Genomic DNA, 20,142 nt, shown 5'->3' on the forward strand with positions numbered 1-20,142 from the left:
TCGGCCCTGGCCTCGGAGCCCTGCCGGACAGCCACCCCGTTCGGGGATTCTGCGTCCGCGCCGCCGGCCACAGACTCGAGATGCACGACGACAGCAGGTACTCACGGGTGTGGACAGGGGAGATGCAGCATGGTGACACTCGACGCCGGGACGCGGGTCCGCCTGGCCCGCCTGGCCCGGCACCGGGACGGCCGGTTCCTGTTCGTCCCGATGGACCACTCCGTGGCGGACGGGCCCATCGTGCCCGCCGCCGGCTTCGACGAGCTGGTCAGGTCCGTGGTGGCGGGCGGGGCGGACGCGATCGTGGTGCACAAGGGCCGGGCGCGCACCATCGACCCGGCCCTGCTGCGGGACTGCTCGCTGATCGTGCACCTCAGCGCCAGTACGCCGCACTCGCCCGACAGCAACGCCAAAGTCCTCGTCGGCGGGGTCGAGGAGGCCCTGCGCCTCGGCGCGGACGCGGTGAGCGTGCACGTGAACCTGGGCTCGGACACCGAGGCCCGCCAGCTCGCCGATCTGGGCGCCGTGGCGGACGCCTGCCAGCGCTGGTCGGTCCCGCTGCTCGCCATGATCTACCCGCGCGGGCCGCGCATCGCCGACCCGCACGATCCGGTCCTGCTCGCCCACGCGGTCAACGTGGCCGCGGATCTGGGCGCCACGCTGGTGAAGACGACGTGGCCGGTGCCGATGTCCGAGCTCGCCACGATCACCGCGAGCTGCCCGGTCCCGGTGCTCGTGGCCGGTGGGGACGACGAGAGCGCCGATCTCGTCGCCTATGCCACCGCCGCCGTGGACGCCGGCTGCGCCGGTCTGGCCGTCGGGCGGCGGGTCTTCCGCAGCCCCGCCCCGACCGCCGCCCTCAAGGCCCTGGCGTCGGTGGTGCACGGCGACGAGCCGGCGGCCCGGCACATCCGGTTCGCCCCGCAGCAGAGAGAAGACACCCATGCATGACGAGATCCGCGACTTCGTCCTCACGACCATCCGGGACACGCTGAACCTGCCGGTCCCCGGGGACGTCACCGACGACACCCCGCTGGGCGACAACGGCCTCGGCCTCGAGTCGTTGTCGCGGCTGGAGCTGGCGATCCAGCTCGAGGGCGCGTACGGCATCAGCCTCCCCGACGAGGAGGACGAGACCCGGCAGGACACCACGCTGGGTCAGTTCGTGGCCGCCGTGGCCGCTCTGCGCGGCGAGGCGGTCACCGACGGAGCCGGGCGGTGAACGACGAGACCCTCGGACAGCTCCTGCTCGACTGCGGACTGCGTACCGCCGACACCACGTTCGACGACGGCACCGAGCTCGTCCTCGACTCGCTCACCCTGGTCCTGCTCGCCCACCTCCTCGACGAACGGCACGGCCTCATCGTGGCGATCGAGGACGAGGACGGCCTGGCCTCCTGCACCACAGTGGGGGATCTGCGCCGGTTCATCACGCAGCGGTCCGCCGGTGAGCACGTTCTCCCGGAGGTCCTTCATGGCTCATGACGTCGCCATCACCGGCTACGGAGTCCTCACCGCCTTCGGCTTCGGCCGGCAGGCGCTGCTCGACGGGGTGTTCGCCGGGCGGCCGGGCTTCACCCCGGTCACCCGCTTCGACCCCACCCCCTACCGGGCCCGGTATGCGGCGACCTTCGAGGGTGACGGTCCCGGGATCCCCGGCGTACCGGTGCGTCCCGGGGTCACGCCCGGCCAGGCGGAGGTGTTGCTCGCCTGCGCCACCGAGGCCCTGCGGATGGCCGGTACGGACGGTGGTGACGCCCCCGTGCTGCTGGGTACCAACGGCGATCACTCCACCGCCCCGGACTTCTGGTCGGTGCCGGGCAGCCGCGTCGCCGCCGACCCCCGCACCCTGGACAGCGTCCCCGCCCGGCTGCCCGAGCTGATCGCCCGCGAGCTCGGTCTGGGCGAACCGCGGACCGCCTTCGTCAACGCGTGCGTCGCTGGGACCAACGCCCTTGCCCGGGGCGCCACGCTGATCCGGCGCGGGCTGGCCGACACGGTTGTCTGCGGCGGAGCCTACCTGGTCTGCGAGGACGTCTTCGCGAAGTTCGACTCCGGCCGGGCGCTGTCCACCGAGGACGCCGTGCGCCCCTTCGACGCGCGTCGCCAGGGCCTGCTGCACGGTGACGGTGTCGCCGTCCTGGTCCTCGAATCGGCCCGCCGGGCCCGCAGCCGCGGCGCCGAGGTGCTCGGCTGGCTCGCCGGCTGGGGCATGGCATCCGACGCCCACCACGTCATCCAGCCGCACCCGAAGGGCGATGGTCTGGCCAAGGCCGCGCAGGCCGCCCTGCGCACCGCGAACGTCGAGCCCGGGCGCATCGGCTACGTCAACGCCCACGGCACCGGCACGCCCCTGAACGACGTCGCGGAGACCGCCGCCCTGCACCAGGTGTTCGGCGCCGACGCGCCGCGCGTACCGGTCAGCTCCACCAAGAGCAGCACCGGCCACATGCTGGAGGCGACCGGCGCGGTCGAGGCGGTCATCACCCTGCTGGCCCTGCGTGAGGGGCTGTTGCCGCCCACGATCAACGGCCGGGAACCCGACCCGGCCTGCGATCTGGACTACGTCCGCGACGTCGGCCGCCGGGTGCCCATCACCCACGCGCTGTCACTGAACGCGGCGTTCGGCGGCGTCGACGCGGCGCTCGTCCTGGAGCGGGCATGAGTACCCGGGCGAGGGCGCGCGCGATCCGCTCGGCCGCCTGCACCACCCCGTGGGGCGGTGCGGCCACCGGGTTGCCAGGTGCGGCACCGGTCCCGCTGGCTTCGGTGGTCGGCTTCGTGACCTCCCGGTTCAGCCCACTGGTGCACGCGGTGGCGACCGCGTGTCTCGGGACCCCCTACTCGGCCGGCGACCTGAGCGGCCCCCGCACGGGGATGGTGCTCGCCACGATGTTCGGCGACACGGTGACGCTGGACACCGCGACCCGGCGGCTGGCCGGGGGACAGGTGCACAGCCCGATGCTGTTCTTCCAGTCGGTCACCACCTCTATCCTCGGGCATCTCGGCCGTACGTACGGCATCTCCGGCCCCGTCGAGTGCCTGTCCGCCGCGCGTGACGGTGCCGCCGAGGCCCTGTTCGCCGCCGATCTGATGCTGGACCAGGACGACGTCGATCAGGTGCTCCTGATCGGTGTGGAACTCGCCGCCAACGAGCGGGCCACCTGGATTCACCGGCGCCTCGCGGCGGAGGGCCTGGACGCGTTGCCCGACGGTGACTGCGCGGTCGCCCTGCTGCTCGCCCGGGACGGCAACGGACCGGCGACGCTGCGCACCGCCGCCGGCATCCACGCCGCCGCACCGGAACCGCGCTACGCCCGTTTCGGATGGCTCGCTCCGCTCGTGGCCGCCGGCGAGACCGTACGCCCGGGCGCGGACCCGGCCGCTTCGATCCAGGTCCCGGGCCCGTACCCCTACATCGTGGAACCCGGGAGCCCGTCGTGACAGCGGCCTTCGCCCCGGGCACGCTCGCGGCCCGCATGGGCATCGAGGTGCTGTCCGGCGATCCACAGCGGCTCGTCGCGCGGATGCCCCTGCGCGGCAACCGCCAGATGTACGGCTTCCTGCACGGCGGGGCCAGCGCCGCCTTCGCACAGGTGCTCGCGGTGCACGCGGCAGCCCTGGAGGCCGGACCGGGCGGCCAGGTCACCGGCCAGGAGATGTCCTGCACGCACCATCGTGCGGCGCGCGGCACCGGCTGGGTCGACGGCGTGTGCACGCCGCTCTTCCTCGGCGACACCACGGGCACCTATGACGTCGCCGTGCTCGACGAGCGCGGCAACCGGCTCGCCTCGGCCCGGCTCACCTGCCGGTTGCGGCGTGCGACCGGCACGGGCACAGCGAAGGAGCGGGCATGATCGAGGCGTTCGGCGAGCGGGCCGCGGTCGTGGCCGGTGTGGGCGGCTGGGTGCCGCCGGACGTGGTCACCAACGACGATCTCGCCGCGTATCTCGACACCTCCGACGAGTGGATCCGGACCCGGACCGGGATCCGCACCCGGCACCGGGTATCGCCGGGCATGGCCACCTCGGATCTCGCCGTGGAGGCCGGCAGGCGGGCCCTCGACAGCAGCGGGGACCCGCGGGTGGACGCCGTCGTGCTCGCCACCACCACCCCCGACCAGCTTTGCCCGGCCACCGCCCCGGTGGTGGCGGCCCGGCTCGGCCTGGCCGGCGTGGCCGCGTTCGACGTGTCCGCCGTATGCACCGGGTTCCTCTACGGGCTCGCCACCGCGGCGGGTCTGATCGCCGCCGGAACCGCCGAGCGCGTGCTGCTCATCGGCGCCGACGCGTTCACCACCATCGTGAACCCCGAGGACCGCTCGACGGCGGTCATCTTCGCGGACGGGGCCGGCGCCGTCGTCCTGCGCGCGGGCCACCGCGACGAACCCGGCGCGCTGGGCCGGGTGGTTCTCGGCACCGACGGGACGCTCAGCCACCTGATCCGCGTACCGGCAGGGGGATCCCGGCAGCGCTCCCTGAACCGGTCGCACGAGCCCGGCGAGGAGTTCTTCCAGATGGACGGCCGGGACACGTTCCGGCACGCCGTCGAGCGGATGACCGCCGCCTCCCAGCAGGCCGTGGCATCGGCCGGCTGGTCGCTCGCCGACGTCGACCGGCTGGCGGCGCACCAGGCCAACGCGCGGATCCTGACGGCGGTGGGGGAGCGGCTGGGCATCGCCGCCGACCGGCAACTGTCCAACATCGCCGACGTCGGTAACACCGGGGCGGCGTCGATCCCGCTGCTGCTGGCGCAATCCCACGCCGACGGCACCCTCGCCGCGGGTCACCGCATGCTGCTCACCGCCTTCGGTGGCGGGCTCGCCTGGGGCGCGACCACGCTCACCTGGCCCAAGCTGCCCGGCAGCTGAGCCACCCATCCCGTCCGCAAGGAGACGACTCATCATGTTCGCTGCACTGCGGGACATCCTCGCCGGCCCTCTCAAGGTCGACCGCGAGAAGATCACCCCCGACGCGACCCTGGAGCAACTGGGGCTGGACTCGCTGTCCGTCGTCGAGCTCTCCATGATCCTGGAGAAGGACCACGGCGTACGCGTCACCGACGACGAGCTGTTGGACACCCCGACGATCGGCGCCATGGCGCAGCTCATCGGCGATCGTGGCGCCCCGGTCTGATGGCCACCGCACCGGGCCGGACCGGCCACATCCTGGACGAGCCGCGGCAGCTGCCCGACCGCGACACCTACCGGCGCACCATGGGCCGGTTCCCCACCGGGGTCGCCGTGCTCACCCTCGGCTGCGGGCCGCTGACGCGTGCGGTGACCGTCAACTCGGTGACGTCGGTGTCCCTCGACCCGCTGCTGCTGTCGGTCTGCCTCGGGGACGACAGCTCGATCCTCGCGCCGCTGCTGGACGCGGCGCGGTTCACCGTCAATCTGCTGTCCGCCGGTCAGCGTGAGCACTCCGTACGGTTCGCCGGCCGCAGCCGCCCGGACGGCACCGAGGCGACCGAGCTTCTCCGCGGCCGGCCCGGTGGCAACGGGTGCCTGCTCGTCGGGGCCGCGGTGGCAGCCCTGGAGTGCCGGGTCGCCGGCAGCGTGCCGGCGGGTGACCACGTGATCGTCCTGGGCCGGGTCGAGGCCCTGCACCAGGGCCCCGCCGACGCCGAACCCCTGATCTTCCACCGCGGCACCTACCGGCAGCTCGCGGAGCCCGCCACCGTCCTGCCAACCCCACACGAAGGAGCCCTGTGATGTCCGATCCCCGTGCGACCGCCGCGGCACAACCGTCCGGCGTGGGCATCCGCACCATCGGCCAGTACCTGCCCGAGCGGATCGTCACCAACGCCGACCTGGAGACGATGATCGACACCAACGCCGACTGGATCCTCGAGAAGATCGGGATCCACTCCCGGCGCTTCGCGTCCGAGGACGACACCACGGTCACGATGGGTACGCGGGCGCTGCTGGACGCCTGCGCCCGCGCGGGCATCGACAAGGACTCCATCGACCTGCTGATCTGCGGGACCGTCACGCCCGACCTGATGGCACCCGCCGCCGGGGTCGACATCATGCGGCGGGCCGGGCTGACCCAGGCGGTGGCCTTCGACGTCAACAGCGGCGGGTGCGCCGGGAGCGTCTTCGCCCTCGACGTGGCCGTGAAGTACGTGCGTTCCGGCGCCTACCACCGGGTGGCCGTCGTCCTCGCCGACACCGTCACCAAGTTGCTCGACCCCACGGACCGGATGACGGCGGTGATCTTCGGCGACGCGGCGGCCTGCTACATCGTCGAGCCCACGGTGCCCGGCAGCGGCATCGGCGCGACCATGCTGCGCAACGACCCGGACAGCTTCTCGTCGGCCCTGGTGTCGCGGGACCCCGTCACCGACGGCGACGGCAACCGGGTCGAGTCGGCCTTCGGGCAGAACTTCATCCGCATCGTCGGACGCGACATCCGCAACTTCGCGCTCGACACCGTCCCCGGCTTCGTCCGCAAGCTGACCGAGGAGGAGAACCTCACGCCCGAGGACCTGACGATGCTGATCCTGCACCAGGCCAACCGGCGCATCGTCGAGGGCATCATGGACGGCCTGAGCCTGCCGTACGACCGGACCGTCATCAACGTCGACCGGTACGGCAACACCTCGGCCGCCGGGTCCGTGCTCGCCCTGCGCGAGGCGGTCGACACGGGCCGGATCGCCCGGGGCGACAAGGTGGCCCTGGTGTCCTTCGGCTCGGGGCTCGCCCTCGGCGGCACCCTCATCACCTGGAGCGGCCCCGAGGATTTCCTCGCCGCGGTCTGACCCCGCAGGAAGGAACACCATGGAATCCTGGCCGCTGCCGATCAGCATCGGCACGCTCGACCCCGCGGAGCTGGTCACCACGACCGTCGGTGTGCGGATCACCCGGTGGGAGCCCGGCAGGCTGGTCGGCACGCTGCCCGTCGAGGGCAACCGCGACGCGTACGGGCGCCTCGACAGCGCGGCCCTCGCCGTCCTGGCCGAGACCCTCGGTTCGGTCGCGGCGGCCCTCGAACCCGGTTCGAGCGGGATCGTGCTGGGCCAGGAGCTGTCCGTCGCGCACCACGAGGACACCGGGGCCGGAATCGTCACCGGGACCTGCGTCCCCGTGCACCACGGCGGTTCCGTCTCCACCTACGAGATCGTCGTCACCGCCGCGGACGGCCGGCGCCTGTGCACGGCCCGGCTCACGTGCCGCCTGCGCCGGACAGCACAGCCCACCACCACCGCCGACAGGAAGGTACGACTCAGCATGCAATCCGCACCGCCGCCCCGGGACCCGTACTGGGAACGGATCGGCTATCACGGCCCGCTGGAGCCGACGCTGGACGTCCTGCGGGAGATCTGCCGCAAACACGTTCTCGAGGTGCCGTTCGAGGCACTCGAAGGGCCCGAGGGACGCCGCCCGGTGATCGACTGGGCGGGCGCCTACGACAAGATCGTCACCCGTCGCGGCGGCGGTTTCTGCCTGCAGGCCAACGGCCTGCTCGCGCACCAGCTGCGGCAGATCGGCTTCGACGTCACCGAGCTGGCCGCCCATATCTGGGTCGGGCACCGCGGATACTTCAGCAAGGGTGGCGACCACCTGATCCTGATGGTGCGCATCGACGGCAGGCAGTGGCTCGTGGACGCCAGCTACACCAGCCTGGTGTACGTCGAGCCGATCGAACTGGTCGCCGGCGAGTACCATCAGGACGGCTGGACCTACCGGGTGCTGACCGACGACGACTGGTACGTCGTCCAGCGTCGCGACGACGAGGGCTGGCTGCCGCTCTACCGGTTCGTGCTGAGCCCGCGTACCACCGAGTTCTTCCTGCGGGAAGCGGTCGCGTGGCACCTCGACGGCGAGACGCGCTCCGAGACCGCCCGCACCCTGATGTGCTCCCGCGGCATCCGCGGCGGCAAGGTGTGGCTGGTCAACAACCACCTCACCGTTGCCGAGCGGGGCACGGTCACCACCCGCACGGTGCGCGACCGGCAGGACTGCGCGGAGATCCTCGGGCGGATCTTCCGCGGCCACGAGGACCTCGCCGAGCGGGGACTGCGCATCTGGCAGCAGCTGCAGGACACGCGATGACGGCGGCCGTCGCCGTCGTGGGGGCCGGTGTCATGGGCGCGGGCATCGCCCAGGTCACCGCCGCGGCCGGGCTCGAGGTGGTTCTCTACAGCCGTTCCCGGGCGACGCTGGGCGCGGCGCTGCGTACCGTACGTTCCTCATTGGAGCGGTCCGCAGCCCGGACCGGGAGGCCCGCGGAAGAGACCGAGCGGACGCTGGCCCGGATCACCGTGACCACCGAGCTGGACCGGATCGCCGGGTGCACCGTCGCCGTCGAGTCGGTCGCCGAGGATCTCGAGGTGAAGCGGCGCGTCTTCACCGAGCTGGACCGGCTGTGCCCGCCGGGCGCCCTGCTGGCCACCAACACCTCGGGCATCCCGATCTCCGCCGTCGCCGAGGCCACCGGCCGGCCCGGCGACGTCGTCGGCACCCACTTCTTCTCCCCGGTGCCCCGGATGGAGCTGTGCGAGATCGTCCGGGGCCGCGCCACCACGGACCGCACCGTCGCGGCGGCCCGCGCCTTCGCCGAGGGGATCGGCAAGCAGTGCATCGTGGTGACGAAGGACCTGCCCGGCTTCGTCACCACCCGTCTGATCATCGCGTTCGTCCTGGAGGCCGTCCGTCTGGTGGAGACGGGCATCTGCGAGGCCGCCGAGGTGGACCGGGCCTGCCGGCTCGCCTTCGGGCATGCCATGGGCCCGCTGGCCACCGCCGACCAGGCCGGGCTCGACGTTCTGCGCGAGGTCGTGGCCGTGCTGGCCAAGGAGTACGACCACCAGGTGTTCGCCACGCCCGCGCTGCTCGACCACCTGGTGGAGACCGGCCGGCACGGCCGCAAGACCGGGCACGGATTCCACGACTACGACGACCCGTCCGCATCGCTGCAACCGGAGGTACTCCCGTGAAGTTCGCCTGGATCGACCTGCGTTCCCTTTCCGAGGACCGGCGCGAGGGTGTCGTCGACGCCGCGGTCCACGCCCGGCTCGAAGGCGTGCTCGACGACAGGCTCGACGTCCTGCGCACCCTGCCGCCGACGGTCACCAAGGTGCTGCTGCCACCGCCCGGGACGCCGCTGCCCGCCGAGGCCGACGAGATCGCCGACATCGTCCTGACCCGCGTCGAGACCGCCGCCGAGCTCGACAAGCTCAAGCTCGAGGCCGAGGGCGCCCCCGCCCGCACCGCCGCCTTCATCGAGGTCGTCGATGACGCCACGCTGCGGGTCGCCTGCGCGGCGGCCCAGTCGCTGACGAACACAGCCGTCGAGTTCCGCGATCCGACGAAGATCCCGCTGGAGATCGTGATCGCCGCCGCCGACCGCAGCCCGGGCCGGCTGATCTGCGCGGCGGGTGACCTCGAGGAGGCCGGCATCATCATCGACGTCCTGGAGAAGGGGTCGGACGGGTTGCTGCTGGCGCCCCGGGACGCCAACGACGTCTTCGGCCTGGTCGACCTGCTGCGGGACACCAGCGAGGACCTGGCGCTCACCGCGCTGACCGTCCGGTCGATCGAGCACAACGGGCTGGGTGACCGGGTGTGCGTCGACACCTGCTCCCACTTCGGCCAGGACGAGGGCATCCTCGTCGGCTCGTACGCCCACGGCTTCGTGCTGTGTGTCAGCGAGACGCACCCGTTGCCGTACATGCCCACCCGTCCGTTCCGGGTCAACGCCGGTGCCCTGCACTCCTACGTGATGGGGGAGAACAACCGCACCAACTACCTCAGCGAGCTGCAGGCCGGCAGCACCGTGCTCGGTGTCACCACCGACGGCCGCACCCGGCGGATCGTGGTGGGCCGGGTCAAGCTCGAGTCCCGTCCCATGCTGACGATCCGGGCGGTCTCGCAGAGCGGCGTGGAGGTCAGCCTCACCGTCCAGGACGACTGGCACGTCCGGGTGCTAGGCCCGGGTGCCGCCGTGCTCAACGTCACGGAGCTCAAGACCGGCGACCAGCTGCTCGGTTATCTCGCCGACGACAAGCGGCACGTCGGCTGGCCCGTCGGCGAGTTCTGCATCGAGAAATGACGGAAGGTCTTTCATGACGATCGACACCGGCGCCGCGGCGTTCGAGCGCTGGCTCGGCTCGGCGCTCACGAGCGACGCCTCGGACGACGCGATCTGGGGGTACGCCGACCGGGCGGTGACCTTCGGGCGGATGAGGCGGGAGACGGCGCGGACCCGGGAACTGCTCACGGCGCACGGTATCGGTGCCGGCAACACGGTCGCCGTCCAGCTGCTGCCCAGCTGCACGCTTTTGTGGACGGTGCTCGCCGCCTGGTCGGCCGGTGCGCAGGTCCTGCTGATGGATCCGCGGCTCACCCCGGCCGAGACGGGCCGGCTGCTGGACCTGTGCGAGCCGCAGTTCCATCTCGCCGTGGACGGGCCGGTGCCCACGCTCGCCTCCTTCCGCGAGGAGTGCGAGATCGTGGTCCTGCCGCGCCGTTCGGGGCGTCCCGCGGAGACCCCGCACCGGCTCGTGCAGTTCAGCTCCGGCTCGACCGGCCTGCCCAAGGTCATCGGGCGCACCGGGCAGTCGCTGCTCGACGAGCTCGACCGCTTCGCCGCCCTGCCCGAGATGCCGCGCGGCGGCGATCAGGTGCTGCTGCTCAGCTCGATGTCGTACTCCTTCGGGCTGATCGGCGGGGTGCTGCACGCGTTGCGGCACGGGGTGACCCTGCACTTCAGCGGCAGCCCGCAACCGCGGGATCTGCTCCGGCTGCTGGCGGAGCGGCGGATCGGTGCGGTGTTCGGTGTGCCGGTCCACTTCGACCTGCTCAGCCGGGTCGGCAGGCCCGGTGACCTGCCCGCGCTACGGCTGGCCGTCTGCGGTGGGGAGATGCTGGGCGCGGTGGTGTTCGAGCGGTTCGAGCGGGCCTTCGGCGTCCGGATCGGGCAGGCCTACGGCATGACGGAGGCCGGCATCATCGCCACCGACCTCGCCGGGCGGCACGCCCCGCCGGCCGTGGGGCTACCCGTGCCCGGCATGCAGACCCGGATCGCCGGCGGCACCCTGCACGTCCGGCTGCCCGAGGACCCGTATCTGCACGCCGACCGGACCGGGCGCTACGAGGACGGCTGGCTCGACACGTACGACCGGTGCGAGGCACAACCGGACAGCGGCGTCCTGGAGATCCTCGGCCGGTCCGACTCCACCGTCGTCATCGGCGGGCTCAACGTCGACCTGACGGAGATCGAGTCCGTGCTCGCGCGGCACCCCGCCGTGACGGAGGCGGTGGTCGTCTATGGCGAGGCGATCGAGAGTCATGTCGTGGCCGAGCCCTCGCTGACCAAGGGGGAGCTGCTGGCCTGGTGCCGCGATCAGCTCAGCCCGCACAAGGTGCCGAAGGCGCTGCACTTCGTCAGCAAACTGCCGCGCACCGCGAACGGCAAGGCCGTCCGCAACCGGGAGCTGCTGCACGCGAGCCGGGAACGGGAACGGCAGGCGATCATCCGGTGATCGATCCCGCGTACGCCGGCACCCACCTGCCCCGCTTCACCGTCGACGTCGAGCGGGGCCGCATCCAGCGGTTCGCCTCGGCCGTGGGCGCCGCCGACGAGATCTTCCACGATGTCGCCGCCGCCCGCGCGGCCGGCCACCCGGACCTCCCGGTGCCGCCGACCTACCTGTTCTGCCTGGAACTCGAGCGGGAGGGGCTCGCGGGCATCGGGGTTTCCCTGGACCGGGTCCTCCACGTCGAGCAGGGATTCGAGTATCACGAGCTCGCCCATGCCGGGGACCGGATCACGTTCGCGCCGGTGGTCGTGTCCATCCGGTCGCACCGGCGCGGCCGGCTGGAGCTGATCACCACGGACACCGCCGTCACCCGGGCGGACGGGGCCGCCGTCGCGGATCTGCACCAGGTCCTGGCCGTACGGCACGCGGAGGGCACGCCATGAGCGGCCCCGAGCGGCTCGAACTGGAGCCGGCGATCGTCACCCGGGACCTGCTCGCCGGGTACGCGGCGGCGTCCGGCGACCTCAATCCCCTCCATCTGGACACCGGCGCGGCGGTGGCCGCCGGGTTCGACGACGTCATCGCGCACGGCATGCTCTCCATGGCTTTCCTGGGCCGGTTGCTCACCGGCTGGGTGCCCGTGACGGACCTGGTCTCCTTCCGGGTGACCTTCCGGTCACCCGCCCCGGTCGGAGCCCGGCTGCGGTGCACCGCGGACGTCGTCTCCGTCGAGCGGGTGAACGGCCGCTCGCTCGCCCGGCTGGACCTCGCCGTGCACATCGAGGACGGCCCCGTCACCGTGCGCGGCGAAGCCGTCGTCCGGCTGCCCGAGGAAGGGGACCGATGACACGATCCGTGCTGGTCACCGGGGGCAACCGGGGCATCGGCCTGGCCGTCGCCCGCGCGTTCGCCGCGCAGGGTGACCGGGTGGCCGTCACCCATCGCGGCTCCGCGCCGGCCGGACTGCTGGGGGTGAAGTGCGACGTCACGGACGCCGATCAGGTGGACGCCGCGTTCGCCGGGGCGGAGGCCGCCCACGGCCCCGTGGAGGTGCTCGTCTCCAACGCGGGCATCACCGACGACGCGTTGCTGCTGCGCATGCCGCCGGAGCGGTTCACCCGGGTGCTCGACACGAATCTGACCGGCGCGTACCGGGTGGTGCGCCGGGCCGTGCCGGGCATGCTGCGGTCGCGGCGCGGGCGGATCATCCTGGTGTCGTCGGTGTCCGCGCTGTCCGGCGCCACCGGTCAGGCGAACTACGCGGCGAGCAAGGCCGGGATGGTGGGCCTGGCCCGTTCCCTCGCCCGGGAGCTCGGCAGCCGGGGCATCACGGTGAACGTCGTCGCCCCGGGTCTCGTCCTGACCGACATGGCCGGGAAGCTGTCCGCCGCGCGAAGGGCCGAGATGCTCGCGGCGGTGCCACTCGGGCGGCACGCCGACCCGGAGGACGTGGCCGGGCCGATCCGCTGGCTGGCCTCCGACGAGGCCCGTTACATCACCGGTGCGGTCCTCCCCGTCGACGGCGGCGCGGGAATGGGCCACTGACCGCGCTGACGCCCGCCACGGGTGAGGGTCCGTGGCGGGCGCTGCAGGACCGGATCTACCGATATCGGTACGCGCGGATCACCGTCTGGCTGACGGAGGTGCCCGCTTTGTTCTTGCCATGCACGCGTACGGAGACATAGCCCTTCCCCCGCGGATAGTGCACCGCCGGCCCGGAAGCACGCCAGGTAGCACCGTCATCGAACGACACCTCGAGGCCAAGAGCGGCACCCTGCACCAGGCTCCCCTTCTGGTCGCGGGCGACCAGCGGAACCTGTCCGACGCTCCCGGCACGAACGGCGCCGGACGCGTCGAGCGCCGGAGCAACGTTGACGGTGAAGACCGGCACCAGCCCCTGCGCACCGGCGCCGGACGTGAAGGTGAACTCGGTGCTGGTACGCGTGGAGAGCCCGCCGAAGCCACCAGTCGTCTCCTGCACAACCCGATAGACCGCGTCACCATCGGGCAACCCGGCAGCGTCGACGTACAGCCAATCCGACTCGCCGAGCAGCTCCTGACCCCGGTAAAGCCGAGTGCTCACGGAGTCCAGAAGCTGGCTGTACCCCGGATGCCCGGCGGCGTCGGTCAACGGCGGAAGCTGCGCGTAGAGAATGTCACCCTCGCGGCCCACCCACTCGTACCGGCTGCTGAACCGGGTCTGCAGCGGCGCCGCACCCCAATGCTCCACAGTGGAAGCTCCAGATCGGTACGAGCCGTTCAAGTCGAGCCCCTGCAGGAACCCGTACTCGTCGAAGCTGACCCCGAGCCGCGTGTCGGTCTGCCACCGCGCGCCGTTACCAGTGGACAGATAGTTGACCCGCGATGCCCCGGGCCGCGCCCGAGCGATGCCCACGCCGTAGACCTCGCCCTGCGCGTCACTCAGCTGAGCCCACTGCTGGACAACGGAACCGCCGTGGAAAACCTGCTTCTCCGCAGCCAGCTCAGTTCGCCGGTATGCGCGGTCGTACCCGTTCAGCACCTGCGCGACCGGCACCCGCTCGCCCACGAAGTACGCGTACGGGCTGTCGGTCCCGCGAGGACCGGAGCCGCTCCGGGCCCATGTGCTCAACACCGTCGCGGTTCCCGGCAGTTGCGGGCCGAGCTGGCGTACCCGCAGATTCTCGATGCCCGGCTGCAGCGTGCCGAAGATGACCGTGCCCTCGTCGGTCTGCTGCTCGGTGCCGATCCACGACTCGACGGCCGCCGCGGACGCATCCGGCACCGACACCTTCACCGGCGTCGCCTCCCGCGCGTCGAACGTGATCGACGTGTCCCCGGTCAGGTCCAGCACCGGCTGGTAGATCATCGCCTGCTGCGAACCGTCCTGCGCCGCGGACTCGTCCAGGTATGTGCCGACGGTGTAACGCCCCGGCGCCAGCCGCAGCGTCACCGTGCCGCTCGGGTCCCACGGCAGGGCGAAGTAGTCGCCCGCGACCTGGAAGATCCCCGTCAGGTAGTTGATCACCGGCTTGCCGTCGAGGCCGAGGTGGTGCAGCGTGAGCGCGTAGCGCTCCGGCTCCTTCTGCACGGCGACCGCGGTCATCACCCGCTGCGTGCCCGCCGTCGCCACGATGTCCGCGGTGTAGTCGCCGACCGGCAACGCCCTCGTGTCAGCGGTGACGGTGACCGCCGCTGTGCCCCCGGCAGGGACGGTGACCGTCTGCCGGTCGAGCGTGAACGCCTGGCCCGAGGTCAGCGCGAGCGCCAGCGTGAGGTCCACGGTCCCGCCGTTGCGATAGGTCACCTGCTTGCTCACCACGGCGTCGTCCTCGTGCGGCCACTTCTGCAACCCGAAAGACACCGACACCGGCTCCGCCGTCATCACCTGCGTGATTGCCCGGGCTACGTCGACGCGTCCGGCTCCCTGCTCAAAAGCCCTGCCATCTCCCGTACGCGCAGACGACGCGATCAGCGTCCCCTTCAACCGCGCGCCGTCCCACTCCGGATGCGCCTGAGCCAGCAGCGCCGCAGCGCCCGCCACGTGCGGTGTGGCCATCGACGTGCCACTGAGCGTCATGTACGTGTCCGGGAAGTCAGCAGCCGGCTCCCCGATCGACGTCCCCGCGGCCCGCGCCGCCACGATGTCCACCCCCGGCGCGGCGATGTCCGGCTTGATCGCGGCATCACCGACCCGCGGCCCCCGGCTGGAGAATTCCGCAGTGACGTCGGACTTGTCGACCGCGGCCACGGTCAGTGCGGCATCCGCGCTGCCCGGGGAGCCGACCGTCGACGCCGACGGCCCTTCGTTGCCGGCGGCGATCACGAACAACGCCCCGGTCGACGCCGACAGCGTGTTCACCGCCTCTTCCAGGGGGTCGTCGCCGTCGAAGTCGGGCCCGCCGAGGCTCAGGTTCACGACGCGGGCATGCTGCTCCACGGCCGCCCACTGCATGCCCGCCAGGATCGCGGAGTCCTCGCAGAACTGGTCACCACAAACCTTGCCCGACAGGATCGTCGCGTCCGGCGCCACACCCCGGTACTTCCCGTTCGAAGCCGTCCCCGAGCCCGCGATGGTCGAGGCGACGTGCGTACCGTGCCCCACCTGGTCGCCGCCCGGCGCCGTGGTGAAGTTCTTCTCCTCCACCCGCCCGGCAAGATCCGGGTGCGTGGCGTCGACCCCGGAGTCCAGCACCGCGACCTTCATGCCCGCCCCGGTCAGCCCCGCCTGCCACGCCGCCGGTGCCCCGATCTGCGGCACACTCGCGTCCAGGGACAGCTTCCGCCGCCCGTCCAGCCACACATGATCGCTCTTGGTCACCGCTCGCCACATCGACGACGACTTCGGCGCGCTCACCGCCAAGGCCCGCAACGACGTCATCTCCCGCGTCGCATGCGAACCCACCGCCTTACGCACGGCCGAGAAATTTGTCGCGGTCTCCGACCCCAGGATCAGCGGTACGCCTGCGTGAGCCCGATCGTCATAGCCCCCCTCGATCAGCCCGGTCACGTCGAACAGCCGCCGATCGACCCGCTGCGTCTGCACCAGCCGAGCCGCATCCGACGGAATCACCATCAGATGCCCGCCCACCACGGTCTGCGCGAACGACACCTTCCCGCGCCCGGCCCCCCGCTCCACGAACGCCCTGGTGGCCGCCCGCGATCCGACCGTCACCCGGTCCCCGGTAACCAGCGTGACGGTGTACCCCCCAACCGGCTCCGAGGCCGGGGCGGTGGCCGGCGTCGTGGCATCGGCTGGTCCGGCGGGCACCACCAGCGCGGCGGCCAGCGCAGTCACGCCGGCCAGTCCTAAATGGAAGCTCTTCATACCCCTACGAGCGATGAACCGCCGCCAAAGGTTGCTTCGTTTCGAATTTTGGCCCGAACGGGCCGGCCCGGTGAGGCCGGCCCGCAGCGGACCCCGGGGCCTACTTGTAGGTGATGTCGCTCTGGGTGACCTTGCAGTTGGTGGTGTTCCAGCCCTCGCCGAGGTAGCTCGGCTCGCTGCCCTTGGGGACGCCCTTGTACATCCCGCAGACCGTGGCGCTGGAGCTGTTGGTCAGGGTGACGCGGGTGATGGTGGCGATGTCGCCCCAGTTGGTGTTGATGCCCGCGACCATGTCGATGTCGTTGAGGAGGACGTTGTCGATCTTGACGTTGCGCTGGTACGAGTTGGTGCAGTTGCCGCAGCCGCGGTAGAGCTTGCCGGAGCCGCTGAGGTAGAAGCCGGAGATGCTGACGGTTCCGTTGCCGTTGTGCTGGAACGTCTTGTCGCTGCCGGCCCGCGCGCCGCCGCCGATGACGTAACTCGTGCCGCCGCTGGTGCCCAGGAAGGTCGCGGCGTCCTCGCCGATGTCGTTCCACCAGACGTTGCGGATGGTGCAGGTGCCCAGGCAGTGCACGCCGTCACCGGCGGGGGAGCCGAGGATGACGTTCTGCAGGGTGCCACCGTTGGCGATCTCGAACATCGGGTCCTGGGACTCGTCCTGCGAGCCGTCGCCGATGCAGCAGTAGGTCTTCATGCCGCCGTCGAAGGTGCCGGAGACGGAGACCGTGCCGGAGATCGACACCGAGCCGGCCGAGCTCGGCCACGCGCCGGTCGGCGTGCCGGTGCTCGGAGGAGTGGTGGTCGGGCTCGCGGTCGGGGTGGTGGTCGGGGTCGTGCTGCCGCCGGCGTACGTCTCGAACTCGGCGATCCGTGGTGCGCTGGACGCGGTGCTGATCTCGAAGGTGATCTTCTTCAGCGACGTCGAGGTGAAGGTGACGGTGCCCGGACTGCCGCTGCCGCTTTTCAGGACGGCGCTGGTGTCGGCGTTGAGCAGCCGCCAGGAGCTGATCGTTCCGCCGCCCGAGGCCTGCGTGATGACTGCCGAGGACACCGTTGTGGCACTGCTCCACTTGACGGAGACGTACCCGGTCGCGCTGTTCGGTGACCAGTAGGTGCTGGCGCTGCCGTCTATGACGTTGCCGTAGCTGGTGCCGCTGGCCTTGCTGGAACCGTCGGCGCCGGCGCCGATGCTCAGGTTGCCGGCGGCCGCCATCGCGTTCGGCGGCAGCGTCAGCATGATCGCGGCGCTCGTGAGCGCGGTAGCCCCTGCGGCTACCCACCGTAGTGCGACTGATCGTTTCATCCGGTGTCCCACTTTCATCATCGAATACGTGCGCCACCGCCTACCTGGAGGAAAGCGCTTACCAGCCGACGATAGATACGCATCGATTCCGTGACAAGGAGTTGCAGTGTTTGCAGTCTTCACAAATCTGAAACATGGCGGTTATGGTGTGGGAGCGCTTCCATAGGTGGACGTCAATCAAATCTCCGAGGAGGAGGCGGGCCTCATGCGGTCGATCCCCTGGTACTCCCGCGCCGCCACAGCGGTCGTGGCCCTCACGCTCATCGCTGCGGCCGTTGTCATCAGCAACGGTGCGCAACCGGCTGCGGCGGCCCCCGCGTTCAGCTACGGCGAAGCGCTGCAGAAGTCGATGTTCTTCTACCAGGCCCAGATCGCCGGCAAGAAGCCCGCGTGGAGCCAGGTGTCGTGGCGCGGCGACGCGGCCATGGCGGACGGGTCCGATGTGGGGCTCGACCTCACCGGCGGCTGGTTCGACGCCGGTGACCACGTCAAGTTCGGTTTCCCGATGGCGTTCAGCACCACGATGCTGGCCTGGGGCGCGGTCGAGAACAGGGCCGCGTACGCCGCGTCCGGGCAGCTCACCACGTTCCTCAACAACCTGCGGGTGCCCAACGACTACTTCATCAAGGCGCACCCGTCGGCCAACGTGCTGTACGGGCAGGTGGGCAGGGGCGACGACGACCACAAGTGGTGGGGTCCGGCCGAGGTGATGCCGATGGCGCGGCCGGCGTACAAGATCGACGCGACCTGTGGTGGCTCGGACCTCGCCGGAGAGACGGCGGCCGCGATGGCTGCCAGTTCGATGGTCTTCCGGCCCACCGACGCGGCCTACGCCGACAAGCTGCTCACCCACGCCCGGCAGCTCTACACCTTCGCCGACACGGTCCGGAAGGTCTACAGCGACTGCATCACCGACGCCGCCGCCTACTACAAGTCCTGGAGCGGTTACCAGGACGAGCTGGTGTGGGGCGCCATCTGGCTGTACCGGGCGACGGGCGACGCCACGTATCTCGCCAAGGCGGAGAACGGGTACGACGCCCTCGGCACGGAACCGCAGACCACGACCCACTCGTACAAGTGGACGCTGGCCTGGGACAACAAGCAGTTCGCGGCGTACGTGCTGCTCGCCGGCCTGACCGGGAAGCAGAAGTACACCGACGACGCCAACCGCTGGCTCGACTGGTGGACCGTCGGCGTCAACGGCGAGAAGGTGCGCTACTCCCCGGGCGGCGAAGCAGTGCTGGACAGCTGGGGGTCGCTGCGGTACGCCGCCAACACCGCGTTCGCCGCGCTGGTCTACAGCGACATCACCACCGACACGGTCCGTAAGACCCGCTACCACGACTTCGCGGTCCGGCAGATCAACTACGCGCTCGGCGACAACCCGCGCGGGTCCAGCTATCTGATCGGCTTCGGCACCAATTCCCCGAAGAACCCGCATCACCGTACGGCGCACGGGTCCTGGTGGGACAACAGCGGCACCCCGGTGAACACCCGGCACGTGCTGTACGGCGCGCTGGTCGGCGGCCCGTCCGCGCCCGACGACGCCTACCAGGACGTACGCACCGACTACGTGATGAACGAGGTGGCCACCGACTACAACGCCGGGTTCACCTCCGCGCTGGCCCGGCTCTACGGGGAGTACGGCGGCCCGCCCTCGGCGACCTTCCCGGTGGCCGAGCAGCCGGACCTGGACGAGATCACGGTGGAGACCACGGTGATGCAGAACGAGGCCCGCGGTACCGCCCTCAAGGTGATGATCTACAACAAGTCGGCGTTCCCGGCGCGTGCGCTCACCCAGGCGTCGTACCGGTACTACTTCCGTCGCGAAGGCACCGCGGCGCTCCAGGTCACCCCGGGTTACACGCAGGGCTGCCCGGCGCCGGCCACCGCCAAGCAGTATTCCGGCGACATCTGGTACGTCGAGGTGAACTGCGCCGGGTATCCGATCGCCCCGGCGGGCCAGTCGGCGTATCGCATGGAGGTGCAGTTCAAGGTCGGCGTGGCGGACGGCGGGACCTGGGATCCGGCCAACGACCCGTCGTACCTGCCGGGCACCGCGGTGAACCCCAAGGTCCCGCTGTACGAGGCGGGCACCCGGATCTGGGGCCAGGAGCCCGGCACGACAACGGAGCCGACCCCCACGGCGACACCGTCACCCACCCCCACGACGCCGTCACCTACCCCCACAACGCCGGGGCCGAGCCCCACGCCGACGGGTTCGCCGACTGCCGGCTGCCGGCTGGCGTACAGCACCGACGACTGGGGTGCCGGGTTCAGCGGTACGGTCGCCATCACCAACACCGGCGGGGCGGCGTGGCCGGGCTGGACCCTCGCCTTCGACTTCCCCGGCAACCAGAAGGTCACCCAGGGCTGGTCCGGCACATGGAGCCAGGCGGGCACCCACGTCACGGTGACCAACGAATCCTGGAACGGGGCCGTGGCCCCCGGCGCGACGGTCAGCCTGGGCTTCACCGGCTCCTACAGCGGCAGCAACCCCCGGCCGGCCTCGTTCACCGTCAACGGTTCCGCCTGTCCGGCGAGCTGA

20 protein-coding genes are annotated in these 20,142 nt (G+C 71.3%); 18 read left to right on the top strand and 2 right to left on the bottom strand.

All coding sequences use genetic code 11. The features are described from left to right. The first annotated feature begins 129 nt into the window (after positions 1-129). The 17 genes from Ahu01nite_RS30450 to fabG are packed head-to-tail and all read left to right on the top strand — an operon-like array spanning position 130 to position 13,029. Positions 130-951, top strand: a complete 822-nt coding sequence (locus tag Ahu01nite_RS30450) for a 2-amino-3,7-dideoxy-D-threo-hept-6-ulosonate synthase (RefSeq protein WP_203840106.1) — start codon at positions 130-132, stop codon at positions 949-951. Beyond that, positions 944-1,222, top strand: a complete 279-nt coding sequence (locus Ahu01nite_RS30455) for an acyl carrier protein (protein WP_203840107.1) — start codon at positions 944-946, stop codon at positions 1,220-1,222. Before Ahu01nite_RS30450 ends, Ahu01nite_RS30455 begins: the two co-directional genes overlap by 8 nt. Beyond that, a complete protein-coding gene (locus Ahu01nite_RS30460) occupies positions 1,219-1,485 on the top strand; it encodes a hypothetical protein (protein WP_203840108.1) in 267 nt (88 codons plus the stop codon). The genes Ahu01nite_RS30455 and Ahu01nite_RS30460 overlap by 4 nt, the downstream gene beginning before the upstream one ends. Then, positions 1,475-2,665 carry a beta-ketoacyl-[acyl-carrier-protein] synthase family protein gene (locus Ahu01nite_RS30465; protein ID WP_203840109.1) on the top strand — a complete coding sequence of 397 codons (1,191 nt, stop codon included), beginning with the start codon at positions 1,475-1,477 and terminating at the stop codon, positions 2,663-2,665. The genes Ahu01nite_RS30460 and Ahu01nite_RS30465 overlap by 11 nt, the downstream gene beginning before the upstream one ends. Continuing rightward, positions 2,662-3,444, top strand: coding sequence for a beta-ketoacyl synthase chain length factor (locus Ahu01nite_RS30470; protein WP_203840110.1), 783 nt, complete (start codon positions 2,662-2,664; stop codon positions 3,442-3,444). The genes Ahu01nite_RS30465 and Ahu01nite_RS30470 overlap by 4 nt, the downstream gene beginning before the upstream one ends. Then, positions 3,441-3,857, top strand: a complete 417-nt coding sequence (locus Ahu01nite_RS30475) for a PaaI family thioesterase (RefSeq protein WP_239159262.1) — start codon at positions 3,441-3,443, stop codon at positions 3,855-3,857. Before Ahu01nite_RS30470 ends, Ahu01nite_RS30475 begins: the two co-directional genes overlap by 4 nt. Then, positions 3,854-4,870: a beta-ketoacyl-ACP synthase III gene (locus Ahu01nite_RS30480; RefSeq protein WP_203840112.1), complete on the top strand. Its 1,017-nt coding sequence runs from the start codon at positions 3,854-3,856 to the stop codon at positions 4,868-4,870. The genes Ahu01nite_RS30475 and Ahu01nite_RS30480 overlap by 4 nt, the downstream gene beginning before the upstream one ends. A gap of 34 nt (positions 4,871-4,904) precedes the next feature. Beyond that, positions 4,905-5,135, top strand: a complete 231-nt coding sequence (locus tag Ahu01nite_RS30485) for an acyl carrier protein (protein ID WP_203840113.1) — start codon at positions 4,905-4,907, stop codon at positions 5,133-5,135. Then, positions 5,135-5,713 carry a flavin reductase family protein gene (locus Ahu01nite_RS30490; RefSeq protein ID WP_203840114.1) on the top strand — a complete coding sequence of 193 codons (579 nt, stop codon included), beginning with the start codon at positions 5,135-5,137 and terminating at the stop codon, positions 5,711-5,713. The genes Ahu01nite_RS30485 and Ahu01nite_RS30490 overlap by 1 nt, the downstream gene beginning before the upstream one ends. After that, positions 5,713-6,762, top strand: coding sequence for a 3-oxoacyl-ACP synthase III family protein (locus Ahu01nite_RS30495; RefSeq protein WP_203840115.1), 1,050 nt, complete (start codon positions 5,713-5,715; stop codon positions 6,760-6,762). Before Ahu01nite_RS30490 ends, Ahu01nite_RS30495 begins: the two co-directional genes overlap by 1 nt. Positions 6,763-6,781: 19 nt before the next feature. Continuing rightward, on the top strand, positions 6,782-8,056 hold the full coding sequence (locus Ahu01nite_RS30500) for an arylamine N-acetyltransferase (protein WP_203840116.1): 1,275 nt from the start codon (positions 6,782-6,784) through the stop codon (positions 8,054-8,056). Further along, the gene (locus Ahu01nite_RS30505) at positions 8,053-8,940 is read left to right on the top strand and encodes a 3-hydroxyacyl-CoA dehydrogenase family protein (protein WP_203840117.1); all 888 of its coding nucleotides are present in this window, start codon (positions 8,053-8,055) and stop codon (positions 8,938-8,940) included. The genes Ahu01nite_RS30500 and Ahu01nite_RS30505 overlap by 4 nt, the downstream gene beginning before the upstream one ends. Further along, complete coding sequence (locus Ahu01nite_RS30510; RefSeq protein ID WP_203840118.1) at positions 8,937-10,055, top strand: 3-dehydroquinate synthase II family protein; 1,119 nt, start codon at positions 8,937-8,939, stop codon at positions 10,053-10,055. The genes Ahu01nite_RS30505 and Ahu01nite_RS30510 overlap by 4 nt, the downstream gene beginning before the upstream one ends. 13 nt (positions 10,056-10,068) lie before the next feature. Then, positions 10,069-11,487 (top strand): class I adenylate-forming enzyme family protein, encoded by a 1,419-nt coding sequence (locus tag Ahu01nite_RS30515; protein ID WP_203840119.1) that lies wholly within the window; start codon positions 10,069-10,071, stop codon positions 11,485-11,487. After that, on the top strand, positions 11,484-11,927 hold the full coding sequence (locus Ahu01nite_RS30520) for an FAS1-like dehydratase domain-containing protein (RefSeq protein WP_203840120.1): 444 nt from the start codon (positions 11,484-11,486) through the stop codon (positions 11,925-11,927). The genes Ahu01nite_RS30515 and Ahu01nite_RS30520 overlap by 4 nt, the downstream gene beginning before the upstream one ends. Then, positions 11,924-12,331, top strand: a complete 408-nt coding sequence (locus tag Ahu01nite_RS30525; protein WP_203840121.1) for a MaoC/PaaZ C-terminal domain-containing protein — start codon at positions 11,924-11,926, stop codon at positions 12,329-12,331. The genes Ahu01nite_RS30520 and Ahu01nite_RS30525 overlap by 4 nt, the downstream gene beginning before the upstream one ends. Then, the gene (gene fabG / locus Ahu01nite_RS30530; protein ID WP_203840122.1) at positions 12,328-13,029 is read left to right on the top strand and encodes a 3-oxoacyl-ACP reductase FabG; all 702 of its coding nucleotides are present in this window, start codon (positions 12,328-12,330) and stop codon (positions 13,027-13,029) included. Before Ahu01nite_RS30525 ends, fabG begins: the two co-directional genes overlap by 4 nt. Positions 13,030-13,084: 55 nt before the next feature. Here the strand turns inward: fabG and Ahu01nite_RS30535 are convergent, their stop codons facing one another. Continuing rightward, positions 13,085-16,261 (bottom strand): S8 family serine peptidase, encoded by a 3,177-nt coding sequence (locus Ahu01nite_RS30535; RefSeq protein ID WP_203840123.1) that lies wholly within the window; start codon positions 16,259-16,261, stop codon positions 13,085-13,087. Between the two features lie 130 nt (positions 16,262-16,391). Beyond that, positions 16,392-17,594, bottom strand: coding sequence for a pectate lyase (locus Ahu01nite_RS30540; RefSeq protein ID WP_203840124.1), 1,203 nt, complete (start codon positions 17,592-17,594; stop codon positions 16,392-16,394). A gap of 205 nt (positions 17,595-17,799) precedes the next feature. Here Ahu01nite_RS30540 and Ahu01nite_RS30545 point away from each other — a divergent pair, with 205 nt between their 5' ends. Then, a complete protein-coding gene (locus tag Ahu01nite_RS30545; RefSeq protein ID WP_203840247.1) occupies positions 17,800-20,142 on the top strand; it encodes a glycoside hydrolase family 9 protein in 2,343 nt (780 codons plus the stop codon).

This window comes from Winogradskya humida (assembly GCF_016862215.1).
GTDB lineage: Bacteria > Actinomycetota > Actinomycetes > Mycobacteriales > Micromonosporaceae > Actinoplanes > Actinoplanes humidus.